The organism is Streptomyces sp. NPDC091281 (assembly GCF_044757425.1).
In the GTDB taxonomy this organism is placed as follows: Bacteria; Actinomycetota; Actinomycetes; order Streptomycetales; family Streptomycetaceae; genus Streptomyces.
The window spans coordinates 262690-283255 of record NZ_JBIVUY010000014.1; the positions used below are offsets into that span (position 1 = coordinate 262690).

Sequence of the window (20566 nt, forward strand, 5' to 3'; positions counted from 1 at the left end):
ACCGCGACTGCCGGCCCGACCGGCACCACCGTCGGACCAGTGCCGCCACCAGACAGCCCCGCCGCACCGCCCCCTCAGGTCAGCCGCCCTGCCCCCGATACCACTCCGCCGCCCCCGCCAGCCGAGCGAGCGGACCGGGCCCCGGCTCCTCTCCCGTCAGCCGCCACAGCTCCTCCGCGCGGTACCAGTGGTCCCGGGCGACCAGCGCGAACTGCCGTTCCGAGGCCCGGCCGGGCGTGGCTCTCAGGCGCTCCAGACAGACCGGCCAGGGCCAGTCCTCGCGGGGCCGGGGCGGCAGCACGCCGAGCGCGGCCAGTTCCGCCAGCAGGTCGCCGATCCGTACCGGCTCGGGGTGGGCGGCGTGCCGGACGCTGGGCGGCACCGGGCGCGGGCCGGTGGCGACGGCGGCGATCAGGCGCCCCAGGTCACCCGCGTCCACGACCGACAGCAGCGCCCGCCCGCCGTCCCACTCGGCGGGCACCCGCGCGACCAGTTCCCTGAGACCGGGCACGACCCAGCGGTCCCCGGCGCCCAGCACGATCCCGGGGCGCAGGACGACGGCCCCCGCCTCCAGCGCGTACGCCTCCCCGGCGAGCCGGGTGCGGCTCACGGCGGAGACGGGTGCGGGCACGATCTCGTCGACCTCGATGCCCCGGTGCGGGCCCGCGCCGTAGACCGCCGCGGTCGACAGGTGCACGATCCGGGCCACCCCGGCGCGCCGGGCCTCCGCCATCAACGCGCGCGTGGCGTCGACGTTGACCGTCTCGCAGAGCCGCTCGTCCCCGCCGATGTACGACGCCAGGTGCACCAGCGCCGAGGCCCCCTCGCAGAGGCCCCGTACGGCCTCCGGGTCGGTCAGGTCACCCCGCACCCACTCCACCCCGGACGACGCGGACACCGCCGCACCGCCACTGCCTCTGCCCCCGCCTACGCCTACGCCTACGCCCCCGGTACCGCCGACACCCTCGGCACCGCCCTCGGGCACACGCCGGACCAGTGCGCGCACCCGCGCCCCGCGCACCAGCTCCCGCAGCGCGTGCGACCCGATGAATCCGTTGGCACCGGTCAGCACCACCGGCCCACCACCGGCCGCGCCGCCACCACCGTCCGCACGGACACGCTCCCCGCCGTCGCTCACCTCGTCACCGCTCCCCACCTCGTCGCTCCCCACCTCGTCGCCGTTCAGCGGTACGTCCCTCCTCGGGCCACCGCCCGGCCGGGGCGCCCCGCGCGCCCCACCCGGCTCTCGTGCTCCGCCAACGTCCCGTCCGCCGCCTCCGGTTCCCGGCCGGTCCAGAAACCCCCGATTGGCCTTGGCGCGGCCCCCGCCCCACCCCCTACGGTCGCCCCATGCGCATCCGGATCGTCGACGCCTTCACCGACCGCCCCTTCACCGGGAACCCCGCCGGGGTCCTGCTCCTCGACGCCTTCCCGGACGACGCGCGGATGCGGGACGTGGCGCGGGAGGTCAACCACGCGGAGACGGCGTTCGCCCACCCGCTCCCGGCGGGCGGCGAGGCGGACTGGGCGCTGCGCTGGTTCACCCCCGCCGCCGAGGTCGCGCTGTGCGGCCACGCCACCCTCGCCACCGCGCACGTCCTGCACAGCACCGGCGCCCACCGGGGTCCCGTACGGTTCCTCACCCACAGCGGTGTCCTCGTGGCGACGCCCGCCGAGGACGGGTCGGTGGTCCTGGACTTCCCGACCGCGCCGCTCACCGAGGTGCCGATCCCGGCGGGTGTCGCCGAAGCGCTCGGCGCGCAGCCGGTCACCGCGTACGACACCGGGCCGAACGTCGGCGACCTGCTGGTGGAGCTGGCCGACGAGGCGACCGTCCGCGCGCTGCGCCCGGATCACCGCGCGCTCGGGGCGCACTCCGCGCGCGGCGTCATCGCCACCGCCCGCGCCGCCGACCCCGACGCCGGCCACGACTTCGTCTCGCGCTGCTTCTTCCCGAACGTCGGTGTCGACGAGGACCCCGTCACCGGCAGCGCGCACACCGCGCTGGCCCCGTACTGGTCGGCGCGCCTGGGCCGTACCGCGCTGACCGGGCTCCAGGCGTCGCAGCGGCCCGGACGCGTCCGCACCGAGCTGCGCGGCGACCGTACGCTCCTCGCGGGCAGCGCGGTGACCGTCGTCGAGGGCGAACTGCTGGTGTAGGGCGGGGCGGCGGGGCTCAGGCGGTGGGCAGCCAGTCGACCTTGCCCGCGAGCAGCGCGTAGCCGACGAAGGCACCGATGTCGAGCAGCGTGTGGGCCACGACGAGCGGGCCGACGCGGCCCCAGCGGCGGTAGAGCCAGACGAAGACGACGCCCATGACCATGTTGCCGACGAAGCCGCCGATGCCCTGGTAGAGGTGGTAGGAGCCGCGCAGGACGGAGCTGCCGACGAGCGCGGCCGTCGGCGACCAGCCCAGCTGGTCCAGTCGGCGCAGCAGATAGCCGACGACGATGACCTCTTCGAGGACGGCGTTCTGCGCGGCGGACAGGATGAGGACGGGGTACTTCCACCAGACGTCGGGCAGCGCCTCGGGGACGACGGTGAGGTTGAAGCCGAGGCCGCGGGCCGCGAGGTAGAAGGCGATGCCCGTGCTGCCGATGACGGCGGCGATCGCGGCGCCCCGGCCGAGGTCGGACCAGGGGCGGGTGCGGTCGAAGCCGAGGATGCGCAGGCTGCGGCCCTCGCGGATCAGGAAGTGGGCGACGAGCAGGACCGGGATGAGCGAGGTGGTGATCCCGAAGAGCTGCCAGGCCAGGTCCAGCCAGGGGCGGCCGGGCGCGGCCGAGGCGTTGAGGGTGGCCGCCTGGTCCTTGAGGCCACCGGGCCGGGTGACCGAGCCGACGAAGCTGATGAGGGCGGACACCCCGCTCGCGCCGAGCGACAGCCCCAGGACGAGGAGGGTCTCGTCCCGGAAGATCCGTCGGGACGACCGCTCCTGCGGAATCGACTCAGCCACCTGCCCGGCCTCCACCTTCACGCCTGTTCACCCCTGCCGCCCGTCGTGCGGGTCCGCGCCTCGCGGTCGTCGGAGGTCACAGCTTGCCCGATGGGGGCGGTGCGGACACGGGCGACCCCCGGGAGCGGGGTCCCGGGGGTCGGCGCCGGACGGCGTACGTCACCCGTGCGCGGGGTGGGCGCGGGGGCCGCTCACCCGGCCGCCACCGGCTCCGGGAGCCCGACCGGCCAGGTGTGCGCGGGGTCGCCGTGCCGCATCAGCTCGGCATACCGCCGGGTCATCGCGGCGAACGCCGCGTCCCGCGACAGGCCCGACTCCAGGGCCCGGTGGAAGGTCTCGACCTGCCAGCTCGCCCCGTTGGTGCGGCGGCGGCACCGCTCGTCGATGACGCCGAGGTAGAGGTCGCGGTCGGCGGGTTCCACACCCCAGGCGTCGAGGCCCGCCTCGGCCAGCGGGAGCAGTTCGTCGCGGACGAGGCTCACCGCGTCGACCTCGGTGGTGCCACCCAGCCTGCCGCGCCGGGGCCAGTGCAGGCGGGCGTCGATGCCGTGGCGGCAGGCCGCGTCGAAGTTGGCGGCGGCCGTCTCGAAGGGCAGCCGGGTCCAGACGGGCCGGGACTCCTCGGCGAGGGCGCGGACGACGCCGTAGTAGAAGGCCGCGTTGGCGACGACGTCGGTGACCGTGGGTCCGGCCGGCAGGACCCGGTTCTCCACCCGGAGGTGGGGGACGCCGTCGGCGACGTCGTAGACGGGGCGGTTCCAGCGGTAGACGGTGCCGTTGTGCAGGACCAGTTCGGAGAGGCTCGGGGTGCCGCCCGCCGCGATGACGGCCAGCGGGTCCTCGTCGTCGCAGATCGGCAGCAGCGCCGGGAAGTAGCGGAGGTTCTCCTCGAACAGCTCGTGCGCGGAACCGATCCAGCGCTCGCCGAACCAGGTGCGCGGCCGGACGCCCTGGCTCTGGAGCTCGGGCGGGCGGGTGTCGGTGGCCTGCTGGAAGAGCGGTGGCCGGGACTCCCGCCACAGCTCACGGCCGAAGAGGAACGGGGAGTTGGCGCCGATGGCGACCTGGGCGGCGGCCACGGCCTGGGCGGCGTTCCACACGTCGGCGAAGCGGCCCGGCGTGACCTGGAGGTGGAGTTGCACGGAGGTGCAGGCGGCCTCCGGGACGATCGACTTGGAGGTGCAGGAGAGGTGTTCCACGCCCTCGATGTCGAGGGTGAACTCCTCGCCCCGCGCGGCGACGATCTGGTCGTTGAGGAGGGTGTAGCGGTCGACGTCCGAGAGGTTGGAGGAGACGAGGTCGTCGCGGTCGAGAGTCGGGAGAATTCCGATCATCACGATTCCCGCGTCGACTTCGCCCGCCTTTCGATGGGCATATGCCAGGGACGTACGGAGTTCTTCCGCGAGCTGGTCGAAAACGCGGCCGCCCAATCGGTGGGGGGCTATGTTGACTTCCAGGTTGAACATGGCGAGTTCTGTCTGGAAATCCCGGCTGGCGATCCTCTCCAGTACCTCTCCGTTCAACATTTTCGGCAGTCCGTCAGCGCCCGCGAGATTCAGCTCGATCTCCAGCCCCATCAGATTCCTGGGGCGGTCGAAGCGCTGCTGGGCCAGGAGCCGCTCCAGCCCCGTCAGGCACTGACGCAGCTTGTCGCGGTAGCGCTTGCGGTCGGACAGGTCGAACCCGTCCGCCACGACCTTCTCCCCCATCGAACCGTCCCTCCTCGTCTGGGCGGGCCGACGCACGGCCGCCGACCTGCCGGGGTCAGGGGGGATGATGCCCAGCCCCGCCCGTCGATAACGTCTCCTGCCCGCCGAGCGACCCGTTACTCTGACCGATGGAGACCGCTGGCACATTCACCGGGCATGACGCCTGCATTGTTTCGGCCGTAAGCATCTCGTGAAAAACGCCGACGAGAATAGGCCGACCGCGGCGCCGCTCTTTTCTGAGGTCATGGCCGTGCGGCCGACTGCGCAGCAGGAAGAGGGAGTTGTTCCGACGTCCTGATGTCCCCTTGCCGGGTGTCCGGGGAGCGACTAGCCGAAACACGAACAGAACACGTGTCGTATAAACTCCGCGGAGAAGGCAGAGAAGGCGGGCCGCCCTCGGTCGGAAGAAGCCTGTCGTCCCCCGCGTGACGGACGGCGGGCCATCCGTGCACCTCGTTGTCCCACGACCCCGGCCCCCGCCTCTCCGACCTCCCCCAAGAGCTGACAGCGCCGTCCGCCCCACGCCCTCGCGCCACTTGTGCCTGCCTGATGAGAGGCGACCCACCATGCCGCTGCATGTCCCCCCGGCTCCCGCGCCCGCCCTGCGCTCCGTCCTCACGGCACTCGGTTCCCCCTCCGCGGTCCGCGAGGCCCGCACCCCGTCCCTGCGTACCGCGCAGGGGCCCGCGACCCCCGAACTCCCGTTGCCCCTGCACGTCCTGGACCGGATCACCCCCGACGGCGGGTCGGTGACCCGGCTGGCGGGCTGGCGGTTCCTGATCCGCTGCGGGGACCGGGCGGTCGCCGCCGCCGAGACCCGGCTGACCGCGGACGGCTGGGCCTTCTCGCACTTCTTCGAGGGCCCGTACATCGCCTCGACCGAACGGGCGCTGCGCCAGGCGGAGTCCACGGCGACGGACCAGCCGTACCAGGCGCGGCTGCTGTCCGTGCCCGGCCTGTACATGCTGACGCTGTGGCTGCACGGGGACTGCGCCTCCGACGGCACCACCGGCCATCCGGCCGCGACCGACCTCCTGGTGCCGCTGGCCCCGGCGCCGCCCGGCATCGCCGCGCACCGCCCGCACCGGGTCGCCGAACTCCTCCCGGTGCTCACCCTCCGCGTCCCGCCGGACCCCGGCCCCCTCCTCGGCTCACCGGCCTGACCTCCCGTCACGAACCGGCCTGACGGCCCGCCACGGACCGGCCCGACCGCGGCCCACCAACCGGGCCGGGCACCGGTCACGGACCGGGCCGGACACCGGTCACGGACCGCTGCGCGAACGCACTCTGCGTCAGCGGGTCAGACGGTCCTAGTCCCTTGTGACCAGCGATAACCACCCGAAGGGACGGTGGAGTCGGACTGAACCACCCGCGAGGGTGATGCGTCCTGAACCTGTGACAAGCGGTGCCGCGAAATGCCTGCGGAACGAGGCCCGTGGGGCAACACTGGGGTACCGACCGACTTATCACAACGGGGGCGGCCATGAACGACGTTTCACGCCGCGGGACAGAGACCACGCACCTTCCGACCGTCACGACAGAGCGAAAGATCCCTGCCATGTGCCAGCACCAGCCACCGTGCCCGTCCGCCGACTCCGCCGACCGGGAATCCGCCCGGCTCGCGGCGCACCACCCGGAACAGGGCTGGAGCCTGCTGTGCAACGGCGTCCTGCTCTTCGAGGACACCGGTGAGATCCTCCCGGACGGCAGGATCATCGCCCCGCACCGCCCGCTGACCGGCGGCCGGGTCGTCACGGCCGCCTGAGGCACCGCGCACGCCCGGTCCGGGCAGCCCCCAAAAGGCCGCCCGGACCGACACCGCCGCCGTGAGATTCAGCGGCCGGATATCAACTCCCGCAGCGCCACGTTGAGTTCGAGCACGTTGACCCGCGGCTCCCCCATGAACCCGAGCGTACGGCCCTGGGTGTGCCGGGCGACCAACTGCTCGACACGGGCGACGGGAAGGCCGTTGCGGTCCGCGACGCGGTGGACCTGGAGCCGCGCGTACTGCGGGGAGATGTCCGGGTCCAGTCCCGAGCCGGAGGAGGTCACCGCGTCGGCCGGCACCTCGGCGGGCCGGACCGGGTGACCGGGCACCGAGTTGTCCTTCACGACGGCCGCCTTGGCGGCCTTCACCCAGTCCACCAACTCCTGGTTGTCGGCGGCACGGTTGGTCGCGCCGGACAGGATCAGCTCGTACCGGGTGTTGACGCTGTTGACGCCGAGCCCGTTCTGCGGGCGGCCCTGGAACCACTTCAGATCGGGCGCCGGGGTCTCCTGGCCCTTGCCGAGCGGCAGGTTGTAGGCCTGGCCGATCAGGGACGAGCCGACGACCTTGCCGTCCGCCCTGACCTCGGAGCCGTTCGCCTTGTCGCCGAACAGGCCCTGGGCGATGCCGGTGACGAGCAGCGGATAGAGCACGCCCGTCACCAGGGTGAGCACGAGCAGGGCGCGCAGGCCCGCGCCGAGCAGCCGCGCGGTGTTCGAGACGGAGTTGTTCATGGCGATCAGCCGATTCCGGGGATGAGGGACAGGAGCAGGTCGATGAGCTTGATCCCGACGAAGGGCGCGACGAGCCCGCCGAGACCGTAGATCCCGAGGTTGCGCCGCAGCAGCCGGTCGGCGCTGACGGGCCGGTAGCGCACGCCCCGCAGGGAGAGCGGCACCAGCGCCACGATGATCAGCGCGTTGAAGATCACCGCGGAGAGGATCGCGGAGTCCGGCGACGACAGGCCCATGATGTTGAGTCTGTCGAGGCCCGGATAGACGGCCGCGAAGAGCGCCGGGATGATCGCGAAGTACTTCGCGACGTCGTTGGCGATGGAGAACGTGGTCAACGCGCCCCGTGTGATGAGCAGTTGCTTGCCGATCTCGACGATCTCGATGAGCTTGGTGGGGTTGGAGTCGAGGTCGACCATGTTGCCGGCCTCCTTGGCGGCCGACGTGCCCGTGTTCATCGCGACCCCGACGTCCGCCTGGGCCAGCGCGGGCGCGTCGTTGGTGCCGTCGCCGGTCATCGCGACGAGCTTGCCGCCCGCCTGCTCGCGCTTGATGAGGGCCATCTTGTCCTCGGGGGTGGCCTCCGCGAGGAAGTCGTCGACGCCCGCCTCCTCGGCGATCGCCCGCGCGGTCAGCGGGTTGTCCCCGGTGATCATGACGGTGCGGATGCCCATGCGGCGCAGTTCGTCGAACCGCTCGCGCATGCCCTCCTTGACGACGTCCTTGAGGTGGACGACGCCCAGCACGCGGGCGCCGCGCCCGTCCTCGACGGCGACCAGCAGCGGGGTGCCGCCCGCCGCGGAGATCCGGTCGGTCAGCTCGCCCGCGTCCGCGGCGACGCTCCCGCCGCGCTCACGGACCCAGGCCAGCACCGAACCGGCGGCGCCCTTGCGGACCGTACGCCCGCCGAGGTCCACGCCGGACATGCGGGTCTGCGCGGTGAACGCGATCCACTCGGCGCCGGCCAGTTCGCCCTCGTGCCGCTCGCGCAGGCCGTACCGCTCCTTGGCGAGGACGACGATGGAGCGGCCCTCGGGCGTCTCGTCGGCCAGCGACGACAACTGCGCGGCGTCGGCGAGTTCGGCCTCCGTCGTCCCGCGCACCGGCACGAACTCGGCGGCCTGCCGGTTGCCGAGGGTGATGGTGCCCGTCTTGTCGAGGAGGAGGGTGGAGACGTCACCGGCGGCCTCCACCGCGCGGCCCGACATGGCGAGCACGTTGCGCTGCACCAGCCGGTCCATGCCGGCGATACCGATCGCGGAGAGCAGCGCGCCGATGGTGGTCGGGATGAGGCAGACCAGCAGCGCCACGAGGACGACGAGTGTGAGGTGGGTGCCCGCGTAGTCGGCGAGCGGCGGCAGGGTGGCGCAGGCGAGGAGGAAGACGATGGTCAGCGAGGCGAGCAGGATGTTCAGCGCGGTCTCGTTGGGCGTCTTCTGCCGGGAGGCGCCCTCGACCAGGTTGATCATGCGGTCGATGAAGGTCTCGCCGGGCCGGGTGGTGATCCGGATGACGACCCGGTCGGAGAGGACGCGGGTGCCGCCGGTGACGGCGCTGCGGTCGCCGCCGGACTCGCGGATCACGGGCGCCGACTCGCCGGTGATGGCGGACTCGTCGACGGAGGCGACGCCTTCGACGACGTCGCCGTCGCCGGGTATGACGTCGCCCGCCTCGCAGACGACGAGGTCGCCGATCATCAGCTCGGTGCCGGGCACCGTGGTCCCGTCGGCGCGGCGCGCCACGGTGTCGGTCTTGGCCCGGCGGAGGGTGTCGGCCTGCGCCTTGCCGCGGCCCTCGGCGACCGCCTCGGCCAGGTTGGCGAAGAGCACGGTCAGCCAGAGCCAGGCGCTGATGGTCCAGCCGAACCAGTCGCCGGGGTCGGTGAAGGAGAAGACGGTGGTCAGCAGCGAGCCGACCCACACCACGAACATGACGGGCGACTTCACCATCACCCGCGGGTCGAGCTTGCGGAAGGCCTCCGGCAGCGACCGCAGCAGCTGCCGCGGCTCGAACAGCCCGGCCCCCACCCGCCCGGAGGGCGCGGGGTGCCCGGCGGTCCCGCCGGGGTGCGGCGCGCGCGCCGGGGCGTCGGTCGGGACGGGCGGCATGGACGACATGGACATCGCGTCCTCGTGCTTCGTTACGTCGGCGCTCATGCCGCCAGCCCCTCGGCGAGCGGCCCGAGCGCGAGGGCCGGGAAGTAGGTGAGACCGGTGATGATCAGGATCGCGCCCACCAGCAACCCCGTGAACAGGGGTTTCTCGGTGCGCAGGGTGCCGGCGGTGGCGGGGACGGGCCGCTGTCCGGCGAGCGAACCGGCGAGCGCCAGCACGAACACCATCGGCAGGAACCGGCCGAGCAGCATGGCCAGGCCGAGGGTGCTGTTGAACCACTGGGTGTCCGCGTTGAGCCCGGCGAAGGCGGAGCCGTTGTTGTTGGCGGCGGACGTGTAGGCGTAGAGGATCTCGGAGAAGCCGTGCGCGCCGGAGTTGGTCATCGAGTGGCCCGGTGTGGGCAGTGCCATGGCCGCCGCCGTGAAGACCAGGACGAGCGCCGGGGTGACGAGGATGTAGCAGGCGGCGAGCTTGATCTCGCGGGTGCCGATCTTCTTGCCCAGGTACTCGGGGGTGCGGCCGACCATCAGACCGGCGATGAACACCGCGATGACGGCCATGATGAGCATGCCGTAGAGGCCGGAGCCGGTGCCGCCGGGGGCGATCTCGCCCAGCATCATGCCGAGCATGGTGATGCCGCCGCCGAGGCCGGTGAAGGAGGAGTGGAAGGAGTCCACCGCGCCGGTGGAGGTGAGCGTGGTCGACACCGCGAAGATCGACGAGGCGCCGACGCCGAAGCGGACCTCCTTGCCCTCGGTGGCGCCGCCCGCGATCTGGAGGGCGGTGCCGTGGTGGGCGAACTCGGTCCACATCATCAGGGCGACGAAGCCGAGCCAGATGGTCGCCATGGTGGCGAGGATGGCGTAGCCCTGCCGTACCGAGCCGACCATCAGGCCGAAGGTCCGGGTCAGCGCGAACGGGATCACCAGCAGGAGGAAGATCTCGAAGAGGTTGGTGAAGGGCGTCGGGTTCTCGAAGGGGTGGGCGGAGTTGGCGTTGAAGTAGCCGCCGCCGTTGGTGCCCAGCTCCTTGATGACCTCCTGGGAGGCGACCGCGCCGCCGTTCCACTGCTGGGTGCCGCCCGTGAACTGGCCGACCTCGTGGATGCCGGAGAAGTTCTGGATCACTCCGCAGGCGACCAGGACGACGGCGCCGACGACGGCCAGCGGCACCAGCAGCCGGACCACTCCGCGCACCAGGTCGGCCCAGAAGTTGCCCAGCTCGCCGGTGCGCGCGCGGGCGAAGCCCCGCACCAGGGCCACGGCCACGGCGATGCCGACGGCCGCGGAGACGAAGTTCTGCACGGCGAGCCCGGCGGTCTGCACGACGTGGCCCATGGCCTGCTCGCCGTAGTAGGACTGCCAGTTGGTGTTGGTGACGAAGGAGACGGCCGTGTTGAAGGCCTGGTCCGGGTCGATCGACCGGAAGCCCAGCGACAGCGGCAGGACGCCCTGGAGGCGCTGGAGGAGGTAGAGGAAGAGGATGCCGGCCCCGGAGAAGGCGAGGACGCCGCGCAGATACGCGGTCCAGCCCATCCGGGTGTCGGGGTCGGCGCCGATGCCTTTGTAGATCCACCGCTCGACCCGCCAGTGCCGGTCGGAGGAGTAGACCTTGGCCATGTACGTGCCGAGGGGGACGTAGGCGAGTGCCAGCGCGCCGATCAGGGCGAGCAGTTGCAGTACGCCCGCGAGTACGGGACCCATGTCGGTGCTCAGAACCTCTCCGGGAAGATCAGGGCGAGGACGAGATAGCCCAGCAGGGCGACGGCCACGATCAGGCCGACGACGTTCTCGGCGGTCACAGCTTCGTCACCCCCTTGGCGACGAGGGCCACCAGCGCGAGAGCCGCGATCGTGGTGACGACGAAGGCCAGGTCGGCCATCGTGAGCTCCTGGAGTAGAGGTCGGTTCGGGTCGGTCGTCCGGTCGGTTTCGGCCGGACCGGACGGCTTCGAGGAAACAGCCCTCCTGACCGGATTCGACCGCTGTTGACGACTCCCTGACGCCGCCCCGCCCGCCCTTGACGGCTCCCATACGCCGCGAGGCCCCCCGCGCCGCCGAGGGGCCCGTACGGCGCAATCCCGCTCCCCCACCTGCTCAGGGGTGTCCTCGCAGGCCGCCGCGCCGGTCTTGACGCAACCCTGACGCCCCCGGCCCGCCCGGACCGGGGCCCGCGGCGCACGCCCCGCATACGCTGGGCCCGTCGCCCTCGGGACGGCCGGGACCCCGCCGCGGCCACCCCGTCCCCCACGCGCGGGGCGCGTCCCCAGGAGCCTCAGGAGCACGTCGATGGCCCTCACCCAGCCGCCACCGCAGCCACCGCCACCGCCGAGCCGCCTGCGCACCTGGATGCTGGAGGGCGCCTCCGACATGGGCCGGCCCGGCGGCATCGAGGGCCCGCACGCCGCGCCGCAGCCGCCCGACCGGGGCCGCCGCTGGTACCGCGTGATGTGCCTGACCGGCGTCGACTACTTCTCCACCCTCGGCTACCAGCCCGGCATCGCCGCCCTCGCCGCCGGTCTGCTGTCCCCGCTCGCCACCGTCGTCCTGGTGGTCGTCACCCTGGCCGGGGCGCTGCCGGTCTACCGCCGGGTCGCCGAGGAGAGCCCGCACGGCGCGGGTTCGATCGGCATGCTGGAGCGGCTGCTGTCGTTCTGGCAGGGCAAGCTGTTCGTCCTCACCCTGCTCGGCTTCGCCGCCACCGACTTCCTGATCACCATCACCCTGTCCGCGGCGGACGCCTCCACCCACCTCATCGAGAACCCCCACCTCACCGGCGCGCTGGAGGACCGCCAGGTCCTGATCACGCTGATCCTGGTGGCGCTGCTCGGCGCGGTGTTCCTCAAGGGCTTCCAGGAGGCCGTGGGCATCGCGGTCGTCCTGGTCGGGGTGTACCTCGCGCTGAACGCCGTCGTCGTGGTGACGGGCCTGGCGCACGTGGCGACCGAGGGGCACGTCGTCACCGACTGGACGACCGCGCTGACCGCCGAGCACGGCAACGTCCTCGCGATGGTCGGCGTGGCCCTGATCGTCTTCCCGAAGCTCGCGCTCGGCCTCTCCGGCTTCGAGACCGGCGTGGCCGTCATGCCGCACGTCAAGGGCGACCCCGGCGACACCGAGGACCGCCCCGCGGGCCGCATCCGGGACACGAAGAAGCTGCTCACCACGGCCGCCCTGATCATGAGCTGCTTCCTGATCACCACCAGTTTCATCACCACCCTGCTCATCCCGGAGAAGGAGTTCGAGCCCGGCGGCGCGGCCAACGGCCGCGCCCTGGCCTACCTGGCGCACGAGTACCTCGGCAACGCCTTCGGCACGGTCTACGACGTCTCCACCATCGCCATCCTGTGGTTCGCGGGCGCCTCCGCGATGGCGGGCCTGCTCAACCTGATGCCGCGCTACCTGCCCCGCTACGGCATGGCCCCGCACTGGGCCCGCGCGGTCCGGCCGATGGTCATCGTCTTCACGCTGATCGCGTTCCTGGTCACCTGGATCTTCGACGCCGACGTCGACGCCCAGGGCGGCGCCTACGCGACCGGCGTGCTGGTGCTGATCAGCTCCGCCGCGATCGCCGTGACCATCGCCGCCCACAAGGCGGGGCAACGGCGCCGGCGGGCCGGGTTCGCCGTCATCTCGGTGGTGTTCCTCTACACGACGGTCGTCAACGTCGTCGAACGCCCCGAGGGCGTCAAGATCGGCGCCTGCTTCATCGCGGGCATCATGCTCGTGTCGTTCCTCTCCCGGCTGGCCCGCGCCTTCGAACTGCGCGTGACGAGCGTGACGCTGGACCCGTTGGCGCAGCGGTTCGTCCGGGACATGGCCAGCCGCAAGATCCGGCTCATCGCCAACCAGCCCGACGCCCGCGACCTGGCCGAGTACCGCGCCAAGATCGAGCAGATCCGGCAGGACAACGACATCCCCGGCCAGGAGGACTTCGTCTTCGTGGAGGTCACGGTCCTCGACCCGTCCGAGTTCGAGGCGGGTCTGACGGTGCGCGGGGAGGTCCTGCACGGCCGCTACCGCGTCCTGACCCTGGAGTCCTCCTCGGTCCCCAACGCCCTCGCCGCGCTCCTGCTGCACATCCGGGACTCCACCCACTGCATCCCGCACATCTACTTCGAGTGGACCGAGGGCAACCCCTTCGCCAATTTCCTGCGCTTCTTCCTGTTCGGCCACGGCGAGGTCGCCCCGGTCACCCGCGAGGTCCTCCGCAAGGCCGAACCGGACCGCGCCCGCCGCCCCCGCGTCCACACCGGCTGACGGGCCGACGGGCCGCCTGGGCTGCCGCGCTGACACGGGCTCACTCACGGGAGCGCCGCCCCACCGTGTCGCCGTAAGAACCCCGTCAACCCGGCCCCGCCCGGCGTCAGAGGCCCGTCAACGGCCCTTCCGGCGCCGGGCGGGCGGCCTACGGTCGAAGCATGTCCCCCTTGGCACCCACGCGACCGGTCGCCCACCGGCAGCGCCGCCCCACCGACCGGCACCGGCGCTCCGAGGCCCGCCTCGCGACCGGCTGCGCGCTCGGCTTCGGCGCGCTCACCTTCCTGATCGACTGGGACGCCCGCACACTCACCCTCCCGCGCGGACTGCTGTGGACGGCCCTGTCCGCCGCGCTGTTCCTCGTCCTCCTGCCGCCCCGGCTCACCGTCGCCCACGGCCTGCTCACGGCACGCGGCCCGCTCCGGCGGCGCGTGGTCCGCACCGACGCGCTGCGGTCCGTGCACCAGTACCCCGGTGTCTCCGCCCACGTGGTCCTGCGCGACACCGACGGACACCGCCTGGAACTCGACCCCCGCGCCCTGGTCGGCAACCCCCTGCTCTGGCACGAGCTGGACACCGGCGCCCGCCGCTCCCAGGCACGGGGCACCCTCACCGAGGGCACGGCCGTACTGGAACGGCTCCGCCACGAGATCGACGACACGATCCTCCGCGACCTGACGGACCCGCCCCGGCACCCCTGACCCGGCCCACCGGCCTCACCCCCGCCCAGGCGGTACCTCCCCCGTCTCCCCGAGTCCCCGCCTGCGCCTATCGTGATCGGCATGCAGTCCTACACCATCGGCCAGGCGGCGCGCCTGCTCGGCGTGAGCCCCGACACCGCCCGCCGCTGGGCGGACGCGGGCCGGGTCGCGACCCACCGCGACGACACCGGACGACGTCTGATCCACGGCACCGACCTCGCCGCGTTCTCCGTGGAGCTGGCCGGGACCCCCGCGGGCGACGAGCCCGCCACCACCTCGGTCCGCAACGCGTTCCCCGGCATCGTCACCGCGATCAAGCTCGGTGACGTGGCCGCCCAGGTCGAGATCCAGGCGGGCCCGCACCGCCTCGTCTCGCTCCTCACCCGCGAGGCGGTGGAGGAACTCGGCCTGGAGGTCGGCATGGAGGCCACCGCCCGCGTCAAGGCGACGAACGTCCACATCGACCGCACCTGACCGCCGGAGACACGGGCACCACCGGAACCGGCACGAGCACCCAGCGGACCGCACATAACGGTCATAACACCCGGCAAGCTCTACGGTGAGTGCCCATGACCCCGAGCACCCCCGGCACCCCGGAACACGCCGCGTCCACCCTGTCCATCCGCAACCGCCTCCCCGGCACCGTCACGGCCGTCGTACCGGGTGAGGTGATGGCGGTCGTCACCGTCAGGCTCACCTCCGGCGAGACCCTGACCGCCGCGATCACCCGCGAGGCGGTCACCGACCTCGCCCTCGCCGAGGGCAGCGCCGTGCACGCGCTGGTGAAGTCGACGGAGGTCGCCCTCGCCACCGGCCCGGTCAAGGGCCTCTCGATCCGCAACCGGCTCCCCGGCACCGTCACGGCCGTGACCACCGGCGGTGCGATGGCCTCGGTGAAGCTGACCGCCGGGGGCGGCGAGCTGACCTCCGTGATCACCCGGGAGGCGGTCACCGACCTCGGTCTCGCCCCCGGCTCCGCGGTCGTCGCGCTGATCAAGTCCACCGAGGTCTCGGTCGCGACCCCCTGACACGGCGAGGGGCCCCCGCCCTTCCCGGACAGGGGCCCCCTCGGCGCACGGCGATCAGTCCTCGTACGCGTCCAGCGGCGGGCAGGAGCAGACCAGGTTGCGGTCGCCGAACGCCTGGTCGATCCGGCGGACCGGCGGCCAGTACTTCTCGGCGGCGGACACCCCGGCCGGGAACACGGCCTCCTCGCGGGTGTACGCGTGCTCCCACTCCCCGCCGAGCGCGGCGGCGGTGTGCGGGGCGCGGGCGAGCGGGTTGTCCTCGGCGGGCCAGACGCCCGAGCCGACCTTCTCGATCTCGGCACGGATGGCGATCATCGCCTCGCAGAAACGGTCCAGCTCGGCCAGGTCCTCGGACTCGGTCGGCTCGATCATCAGCGTGCCCGCCACCGGGAACGACATGGTCGGCGCGTGGAAGCCGTAGTCGATGAGGCGCTTCGCCACGTCGTCCACGGTGACGCCGGTCGCCTTGGTGAGCGGCCGCAGGTCGATGATGCACTCGTGCGCGACGAGCCCGCCGGGGCCGGTGTAGAGCACGGGGTAGTGCGGCTCCAGCCGCTTGGCGACGTAGTTGGCGGAGAGCACGGCCACCTGCGTGGCGCGCTTCAGGCCCTCGCCGCCCATGAGGCGCACGTACGACCAGGAGATCGGCAGGATGCCCGCGGACCCCCACGGCGCGGCCGAGATCGGGCCCACGCCGGTCTCCGGTCCGGCGGACGGCTGGAGCGGGTGGTTGGGCAGGTACGGCGCGAGGTGCGAACGGACGGCCACCGGGCCGACGCCGGGACCGCCGCCGCCGTGCGGGATGCAGAACGTCTTGTGCAGGTTCAGGTGGGAGACGTCGCCGCCGAAGTGGCCCGGCTTGGCGAGCCCGACCAGGGCGTTGAGGTTGGCGCCGTCGACGTAGACCTGGCCGCCCGCCTCGTGGACCTGGGCGCAGATGTCGGCGACGTGCTCCTCGAACACGCCGTGCGTCGACGGGTAGGTGATCATCAGCACGGCCAGCTCGTCGCGGTGCTGCTCGATCTTCGCCCGCAGGTCGTCCACGTCGATCTCGCCGTCCTCGGCGGTCTTCACGACGACGACCTTCATCCCGGCCATCACGGCGCTGGCCGCGTTGGTGCCGTGCGCGGAGGACGGGATGAGGCAGACGGTGCGCTGCTCGTCGCCGTTGGCGCGGTGGTAGCCGCGGACCGCGAGCAGTCCGGCGAACTCGCCCTGGGAGCCGGCGTTCGGCTGGAGGGAGACCTTGTCGTAGCCGGTGACCTCGGCGAGCCGGTCCTCCAGCTCGTGGATGAGCGTGAGGTAGCCCTCGGCCTGCTCGGCGGGCGCGAAGGGGTGCAGCTGACCGAACTCGGGCCAGGTGACCGGCTCCATCTCGGTGGTCGCGTTGAGCTTCATGGTGCAGGAGCCGAGCGGGATCATGCCGCGGTCGAGCGCGTAGTCCCGGTCGGCGAGGCGGCGCAGGTAGCGCAGCATGGCCGTCTCGGAGCGGTGCTGGTGGAAGACGGGGTGGGTGAGGACCTCGTCGGAGCGCAGCAGCGCGGCGGGCAGCGCGTCGGCGGTCGCGGCGTCGAGCGCCTCGATGTCACCCTCGACGCCGAAGGCGTTCCAGACGGCCGTGAGCTGGTCGCGTCCGGTGGTCTCGTCGCAGGCGACGGAGACGTGGTCGGCGTCCACGCGGTACAGGTTGACGCCGTGGTCGCGGGCCGCGGCGACGACCTCGTCGGCCCGGCCGGGCACCCGCAGGGTCAGCGTGTCGAAGTAGGCGCCGTGCACGACCTCGACGCCGCCCGCGGTGAGCCCGGCGGCGAGGATCGCGGCGTAGCGGTGGGTGCGGCGGGCGATCGCGCGCAGCCCGTCGGGCCCGTGGTAGACGGCGTACATGCCCGCCATGACGGCGAGGAGGACCTGCGCGGTACAGATGTTGCTGGTGGCCTTCTCCCGGCGGATGTGCTGCTCCCGCGTCTGGAGCGCGAGCCGGTAGGCGCGGTTGCCGTCGGCGTCGACGGAGACGCCGACGAGGCGGCCGGGGAGGCTGCGGGCGAACTTCTCGTGGACGGCCATGTATCCGGCGTGCGGCCCGCCGAAGCCCATGGGCACGCCGAACCGCTGGGTGGTGCCCACCGCGATGTCCGCGCCCAGCTCGCCGGGCGAGGTGAGCAGCGTCAGCGCGAGCAGGTCGGCGGCGACGGTGACCAGCGCGCCCAGCCCGTGCGCCTGCTCCACGACGGCCTTGATGTCGCGGACGGCCCCGGAGGCGCCGGGGTACTGGATCAGGACGCCGTTGATCTCGCGGGCGGCGAGGTCGGCGGGGATGCCGTCGGTGAGGTCGGCGACGACGACCTCGACGCCGGTCGGTTCGGCGCGGGTGCGGATCACGGCGACGGTCTGCGGCAGGGCGTCCGCGTCGACGAGGAAGAGGCCCTTCTTGTTCTTGCCCATGCGCCGGGACAGCGCCATCGCCTCGGCGGCGGCGGTCCCCTCGTCCAGCAGGGAGGCGCCGGAGGTCGGCAGGCCGGTGAGGTCGGCGACCATGGTCTGGAAGTTGAGCAGCGCCTCCAGGCGGCCCTGCGAGATCTCCGGCTGGTAGGGCGTGTACGCCGTGTACCAGGCCGGGTTCTCCATGACGTTCCGCAGGATCACCGGCGGGGTGAAGGTCCCGTGGTAGCCGAGGCCGATCATGGGGGCCAGGACCTGGTTGCGGTCGGCCAGGGACCGCAGCTCGGCCAGCACCTCGGCCTCGGTGCGCGCGCCCGGCAGGTCCAGCGCGTCGGCGTTCTTGATGACCTCGGGGACGGCGGCGGCGGTCAGCTCGTCCAGGGAGCCGTATCCGACCTGCGCGAGCATCTTGGCCCGCGCCTCCTGGTCGGGCCCGATGTGGCGCTGCTCGAAGGGGATGCCCTGTTCGAGTACGGAGAGCGGTGTGCGAGGGGCGGTCATTGCGGAGGCCTCCTGGTCTGACGCGACCTTCGAGGGGTACCACTGGCGCGGGTACCCGGACGGCCTCCCCCTCTGTCATCTCAACCTGAGAGTTTCACCGGCCGCCCGCGGGCACCCGGCTTTCACCGTCGGTGAGAGCGGGGGCTTGCGCCACCGCTCTGCTTTCCAGAGTGACCTCGTCCGTGCGGTACGTGGGCCTGAGAGATTCCGGGGAGGATTTGCTCCTTCGGCGCCTCCGATGGTGTCCGGAGGACTCTCCCGCACGGGGTCAGCAGCCGCTGCCAGACTACCAGCGAGGTCAACGGGGCCTCTTTCGAGTGGCCGCGGTCTCCATTGTGCTCTTTTGTAGTGCTTACAGGTGAGTGGCGAGCGAGTGGGAGGGCTCCGTGCAGACCGACATCGATCCGCGCAGTCTGATCGGCCGCAAGGCGTTCGACCGCAACGGCACCAAGATCGGCACCGTCGACGAGGTCTACCTCGACGACGCGACCGGCGTGCCGGAGTGGGCGGCCATACGCACGGGCCTGTTCAGCCGGGACGCGTTCGTCCCGCTGGAGCCCAGCGAACTCGTCGAGGGCACGCTCCGCATCCCGTTCGAACGGGCCCTGATCAAGGACGCCCCGGACTTCGGCGTGGGCCGCCACCTCTCCCCCGAGCAGGAACTCCAGCTCTACCACCACTACGGCCTCGACGTATCCGCCCCTCCCGCGCTGCCGGACCACGACTTCGGCAAGCTGGCGGGCACGGACGACAGCTGAGCGCGGACCACCAGAACGCCCGCTCCTTCCCCGCGCGCCTGTAGCCGCGGGCCTGCCTCACGCCCCGTGCGCGCTGCCCTGACCGGACCGGGCGGCGGGCCCCGCGGCGTCCCGCGCCGTCTCCGCCGGGTCCAGCGCCCGCGCCTGCGGCGGGTCGCCCTCCTGGGCGTCCGGTCTTCGCCGCACCAGCGGCAGCGGGTCGGCCGCCGCCAGTTCCGGATCGTCGACCCGGAAGGTCCGCACCCGCCCGACCTCCGACTGCGGCGTCTCGAACCGCACGGTGACCCGCCCCAGGCCGCTGCCCTGCACCCACCCGTGCCCCAGTCCGGCATGGCGTACGTCGTGGCCGGGCCGCCACCGGTGCTCGGGCGGCACCGCCTCCTCCGGGGCGGGCAGGTCGGGCAGCGCCTCCTCCGCGCCGCCGTCCCCGCGGTCCTCGGCGGCCTGCGCGAACAGGTCCTCCTGCGTGAAGTCGGCGAGCCCGCTCACCCCGACGCCGAGCAGCCGGACCCCGCCGGTGGTGTCCACGGAGTCCAGCAGCCGCTGCGCCGCCTCCCGCACCACCGCGGGGTCGTCGGTGGGCCCGCGCAGGGTCTCGGAGCGGGTGAGGGTGGAGAAGTCGTAGCGCCGGACCTTGAGCACGATGGTCCGGCCGGACAGACCGGCGTCGCGCAGTCTGCGTACGCACCGGTCCGCCAGCCGCCGTACCTCCAGCTCGACCCGGACCCGGTCGTGGATGTCGACGTCGTAGGTGTCCTCGACGGAGACCGACTTGGTCTCGCGCTCGGCCACCACGGGCCGGTCGTCGCGGGCCAGCGCCATCGCGTACAGGGCGTGCCCGTGGGCCTTGCCGAGCAGCCGGACCAGCTCGTCCTCGCCCGCCTCCGCCATGTCGTCGACGGTGGTGATGCCCGCGCGGCGCAGGTGGTCGCCGGTGGCGGGGCCGACCCCGGGCAGGGTGCGCACCGGCATCGGGGCGAGCAGCCCCCGCTCGGTGCCCGGGTCGATCAGCACCAGGCCGTCCGGCTTGGCCTGCTCGGAGGCGATCTTGGCGAGCATCTTGGAGGCGGCGAGGCCCACCGACCCGGTGAGCCCCGTGACCTGCCGTATGTCCGCGCGCAGCCGGACGCCGGTAAGCCGCGCCGACTCGGTGTCCCAGGCCGCCCCACCGGCTTCCAGGTCCACGAACGCCTCGTCCAGGCTGAGCGGCTCCACCAGCGGCGACAAGGCCCGCAGCAGGCCCATGACCTGCTCGCTGATCGAGCGGTAGAACGCGAAGCGGGGCACGAGGTAGGCGGCGTTCGGCGCCAGCCGGCGGGCCTGGGCCATCGGCATCGCCGAGTGCACTCCGAAGACCCGCGCCTCGTAGGAGGCGGTCGCCACCACCCCGCGGGGCCCGAGGCCGCCCACCACGACGGCCTTCCCGCGCAGACTCGGCTTGGACGCCTGCTCCGCCTGGGCGAAGAAGGCGTCCATGTCGAGATGCAGGACGGTGGGCGCGTTTCTCACATCTCCGATGCTGCACCACACCACTGACAACGCGGTCACACGGCGACGCACCACGCCGGGCGGGAGACGGAACGCTCCGGAACGGTCCGGAGTG

16 protein-coding genes, 1 pseudogene and 1 riboswitch are annotated in these 20566 nt (G+C 72.7%); of the genes and pseudogenes, 8 read left to right on the top strand and 9 right to left on the bottom strand.

Translation table 11 applies throughout. The features are described 5' to 3' along the window. Positions 1 to 79: 79 nt before the first annotated feature. Positions 80 to 1156, bottom strand: coding sequence for an NAD-dependent epimerase/dehydratase family protein (locus tag ACIQPQ_RS31815; protein WP_401310792.1), 1077 nt, complete (start codon positions 1154 to 1156; stop codon positions 80 to 82). Between the two features lie 194 nt (positions 1157 to 1350). Here ACIQPQ_RS31815 and ACIQPQ_RS31820 point away from each other — a divergent pair, with 194 nt between their 5' ends. Continuing rightward, a complete protein-coding gene (locus ACIQPQ_RS31820; RefSeq protein WP_401310795.1) occupies positions 1351 to 2160 on the top strand; it encodes a PhzF family phenazine biosynthesis protein in 810 nt (269 codons plus the stop codon). A 16-nt stretch (positions 2161 to 2176) separates the two neighbouring features. Here ACIQPQ_RS31820 and ACIQPQ_RS31825 read toward each other — a convergent pair whose 3' ends face one another. After that, complete coding sequence (locus ACIQPQ_RS31825; RefSeq protein ID WP_401310798.1) at positions 2177 to 2977, bottom strand: CPBP family intramembrane glutamic endopeptidase; 801 nt, start codon at positions 2975 to 2977, stop codon at positions 2177 to 2179. Between the two features lie 170 nt (positions 2978 to 3147). Beyond that, positions 3148 to 4665, bottom strand: a complete 1518-nt coding sequence (locus ACIQPQ_RS31830) for a glutamate--cysteine ligase (RefSeq protein ID WP_401310800.1) — start codon at positions 4663 to 4665, stop codon at positions 3148 to 3150. A 566-nt stretch (positions 4666 to 5231) separates the two neighbouring features. On the opposite strand from ACIQPQ_RS31830, the gene ACIQPQ_RS31835 reads away from it, so the two are divergent. Both ACIQPQ_RS31835 and ACIQPQ_RS31840 read left to right on the top strand, forming a co-directional pair. After that, entirely contained in the window at positions 5232 to 5828 is a 597-nt protein-coding gene (locus ACIQPQ_RS31835) for a hypothetical protein (protein ID WP_383770810.1), read from the top strand. Positions 5829 to 6223: 395 nt separating this feature from the next. Then, entirely contained in the window at positions 6224 to 6430 is a 207-nt protein-coding gene (locus tag ACIQPQ_RS31840) for a DUF5999 family protein (protein ID WP_383770807.1), read from the top strand. A gap of 68 nt (positions 6431 to 6498) precedes the next feature. Here the strand turns inward: ACIQPQ_RS31840 and ACIQPQ_RS31845 are convergent, their stop codons facing one another. From ACIQPQ_RS31845 to kdpF, 4 genes are read right to left on the bottom strand one after another with little or no spacing between them, the layout of a single operon-like run. Continuing rightward, the gene (locus ACIQPQ_RS31845; RefSeq protein WP_401310803.1) at positions 6499 to 7167 is read right to left on the bottom strand and encodes a potassium-transporting ATPase subunit C; all 669 of its coding nucleotides are present in this window, start codon (positions 7165 to 7167) and stop codon (positions 6499 to 6501) included. A gap of 5 nt (positions 7168 to 7172) precedes the next feature. After that, the gene (gene kdpB / locus ACIQPQ_RS31850) at positions 7173 to 9320 is read right to left on the bottom strand and encodes a potassium-transporting ATPase subunit KdpB (RefSeq protein ID WP_401310806.1); all 2148 of its coding nucleotides are present in this window, start codon (positions 9318 to 9320) and stop codon (positions 7173 to 7175) included. Beyond that, positions 9317 to 10981, bottom strand: coding sequence for a potassium-transporting ATPase subunit KdpA (gene kdpA, locus ACIQPQ_RS31855; protein WP_401310809.1), 1665 nt, complete (start codon positions 10979 to 10981; stop codon positions 9317 to 9319). The genes kdpB and kdpA overlap by 4 nt, the downstream gene beginning before the upstream one ends. A gap of 8 nt (positions 10982 to 10989) precedes the next feature. Next, positions 10990 to 11079, bottom strand: coding sequence for a K(+)-transporting ATPase subunit F (gene kdpF / locus ACIQPQ_RS31860; protein WP_018566520.1), 90 nt, complete (start codon positions 11077 to 11079; stop codon positions 10990 to 10992). Between the two features lie 486 nt (positions 11080 to 11565). Between kdpF and ACIQPQ_RS31865 the strand changes: the two genes are divergently transcribed. The 4 genes from ACIQPQ_RS31865 to ACIQPQ_RS31880 all read left to right on the top strand — a co-directional run bounded on the left by ACIQPQ_RS31865 (position 11566) and on the right by ACIQPQ_RS31880 (position 15265). After that, positions 11566 to 13536, top strand: a complete 1971-nt coding sequence (locus ACIQPQ_RS31865; RefSeq protein WP_401310813.1) for an amino acid transporter — start codon at positions 11566 to 11568, stop codon at positions 13534 to 13536. 161 nt (positions 13537 to 13697) lie between these two features. Next, a complete protein-coding gene (locus tag ACIQPQ_RS31870) occupies positions 13698 to 14237 on the top strand; it encodes a hypothetical protein (RefSeq protein ID WP_401310816.1) in 540 nt (179 codons plus the stop codon). Between the two features lie 81 nt (positions 14238 to 14318). Next, a complete protein-coding gene (locus ACIQPQ_RS31875; RefSeq protein ID WP_383770791.1) occupies positions 14319 to 14711 on the top strand; it encodes a molybdopterin-binding protein in 393 nt (130 codons plus the stop codon). 95 nt (positions 14712 to 14806) lie between these two features. Continuing rightward, a complete protein-coding gene (locus ACIQPQ_RS31880; RefSeq protein WP_401310819.1) occupies positions 14807 to 15265 on the top strand; it encodes a molybdopterin-binding protein in 459 nt (152 codons plus the stop codon). Positions 15266 to 15319: 54 nt separating this feature from the next. Here ACIQPQ_RS31880 and gcvP read toward each other — a convergent pair whose 3' ends face one another. Next, positions 15320 to 18205, bottom strand: coding sequence for an aminomethyl-transferring glycine dehydrogenase (gene gcvP, locus ACIQPQ_RS31885; RefSeq protein ID WP_401310822.1), 2886 nt, complete (start codon positions 18203 to 18205; stop codon positions 15320 to 15322). Positions 18206 to 18380: 175 nt separating this feature from the next. Continuing rightward, positions 18381 to 18476: riboswitch (glycine riboswitch) on the bottom strand. A 115-nt stretch (positions 18477 to 18591) separates the two neighbouring features. Here gcvP and ACIQPQ_RS31890 point away from each other — a divergent pair. Then, the gene (locus ACIQPQ_RS31890; RefSeq protein ID WP_401310825.1) at positions 18592 to 18963 is read left to right on the top strand and encodes a PRC-barrel domain-containing protein; all 372 of its coding nucleotides are present in this window, start codon (positions 18592 to 18594) and stop codon (positions 18961 to 18963) included. Here the strand turns inward: ACIQPQ_RS31890 and ACIQPQ_RS31895 are convergent. Then, positions 18885 to 20472 (bottom strand): annotated as a pseudogene (locus tag ACIQPQ_RS31895) (DNA polymerase IV). The gene ACIQPQ_RS31890 and the pseudogene ACIQPQ_RS31895 overlap by 79 nt on opposite strands. Positions 20473 to 20566 lie beyond the last annotated feature (94 nt).

Coding starts and splice junctions, on each gene's coding strand:
- ACIQPQ_RS31845 (WP_401310803.1), bottom strand. CDS start 7,167: ATGAACAACTCCGTCTCGAACACCGCGCGGCTGCTCGGCGCGGGCCTG.
- ACIQPQ_RS31835 (WP_383770810.1), top strand. CDS start 5,232: ATGCCGCTGCATGTCCCCCCGGCTCCCGCGCCCGCCCTGCGCTCCGTC.
- ACIQPQ_RS31870 (WP_401310816.1), top strand. CDS start 13,698: ATGTCCCCCTTGGCACCCACGCGACCGGTCGCCCACCGGCAGCGCCGC.
- gcvP (WP_401310822.1), bottom strand. CDS start 18,205: ATGACCGCCCCTCGCACACCGCTCTCCGTACTCGAACAGGGCATCCCC.
- ACIQPQ_RS31820 (WP_401310795.1), top strand. CDS start 1,351: ATGCGCATCCGGATCGTCGACGCCTTCACCGACCGCCCCTTCACCGGG.
- ACIQPQ_RS31875 (WP_383770791.1), top strand. CDS start 14,319: ATGCAGTCCTACACCATCGGCCAGGCGGCGCGCCTGCTCGGCGTGAGC.
- ACIQPQ_RS31830 (WP_401310800.1), bottom strand. CDS start 4,665: ATGGGGGAGAAGGTCGTGGCGGACGGGTTCGACCTGTCCGACCGCAAG.
- ACIQPQ_RS31840 (WP_383770807.1), top strand. CDS start 6,224: ATGTGCCAGCACCAGCCACCGTGCCCGTCCGCCGACTCCGCCGACCGG.
- kdpA (WP_401310809.1), bottom strand. CDS start 10,981: ATGGGTCCCGTACTCGCGGGCGTACTGCAACTGCTCGCCCTGATCGGC.
- ACIQPQ_RS31865 (WP_401310813.1), top strand. CDS start 11,566: ATGGCCCTCACCCAGCCGCCACCGCAGCCACCGCCACCGCCGAGCCGC.
- kdpB (WP_401310806.1), bottom strand. CDS start 9,320: ATGAGCGCCGACGTAACGAAGCACGAGGACGCGATGTCCATGTCGTCC.
- ACIQPQ_RS31880 (WP_401310819.1), top strand. CDS start 14,807: ATGACCCCGAGCACCCCCGGCACCCCGGAACACGCCGCGTCCACCCTG.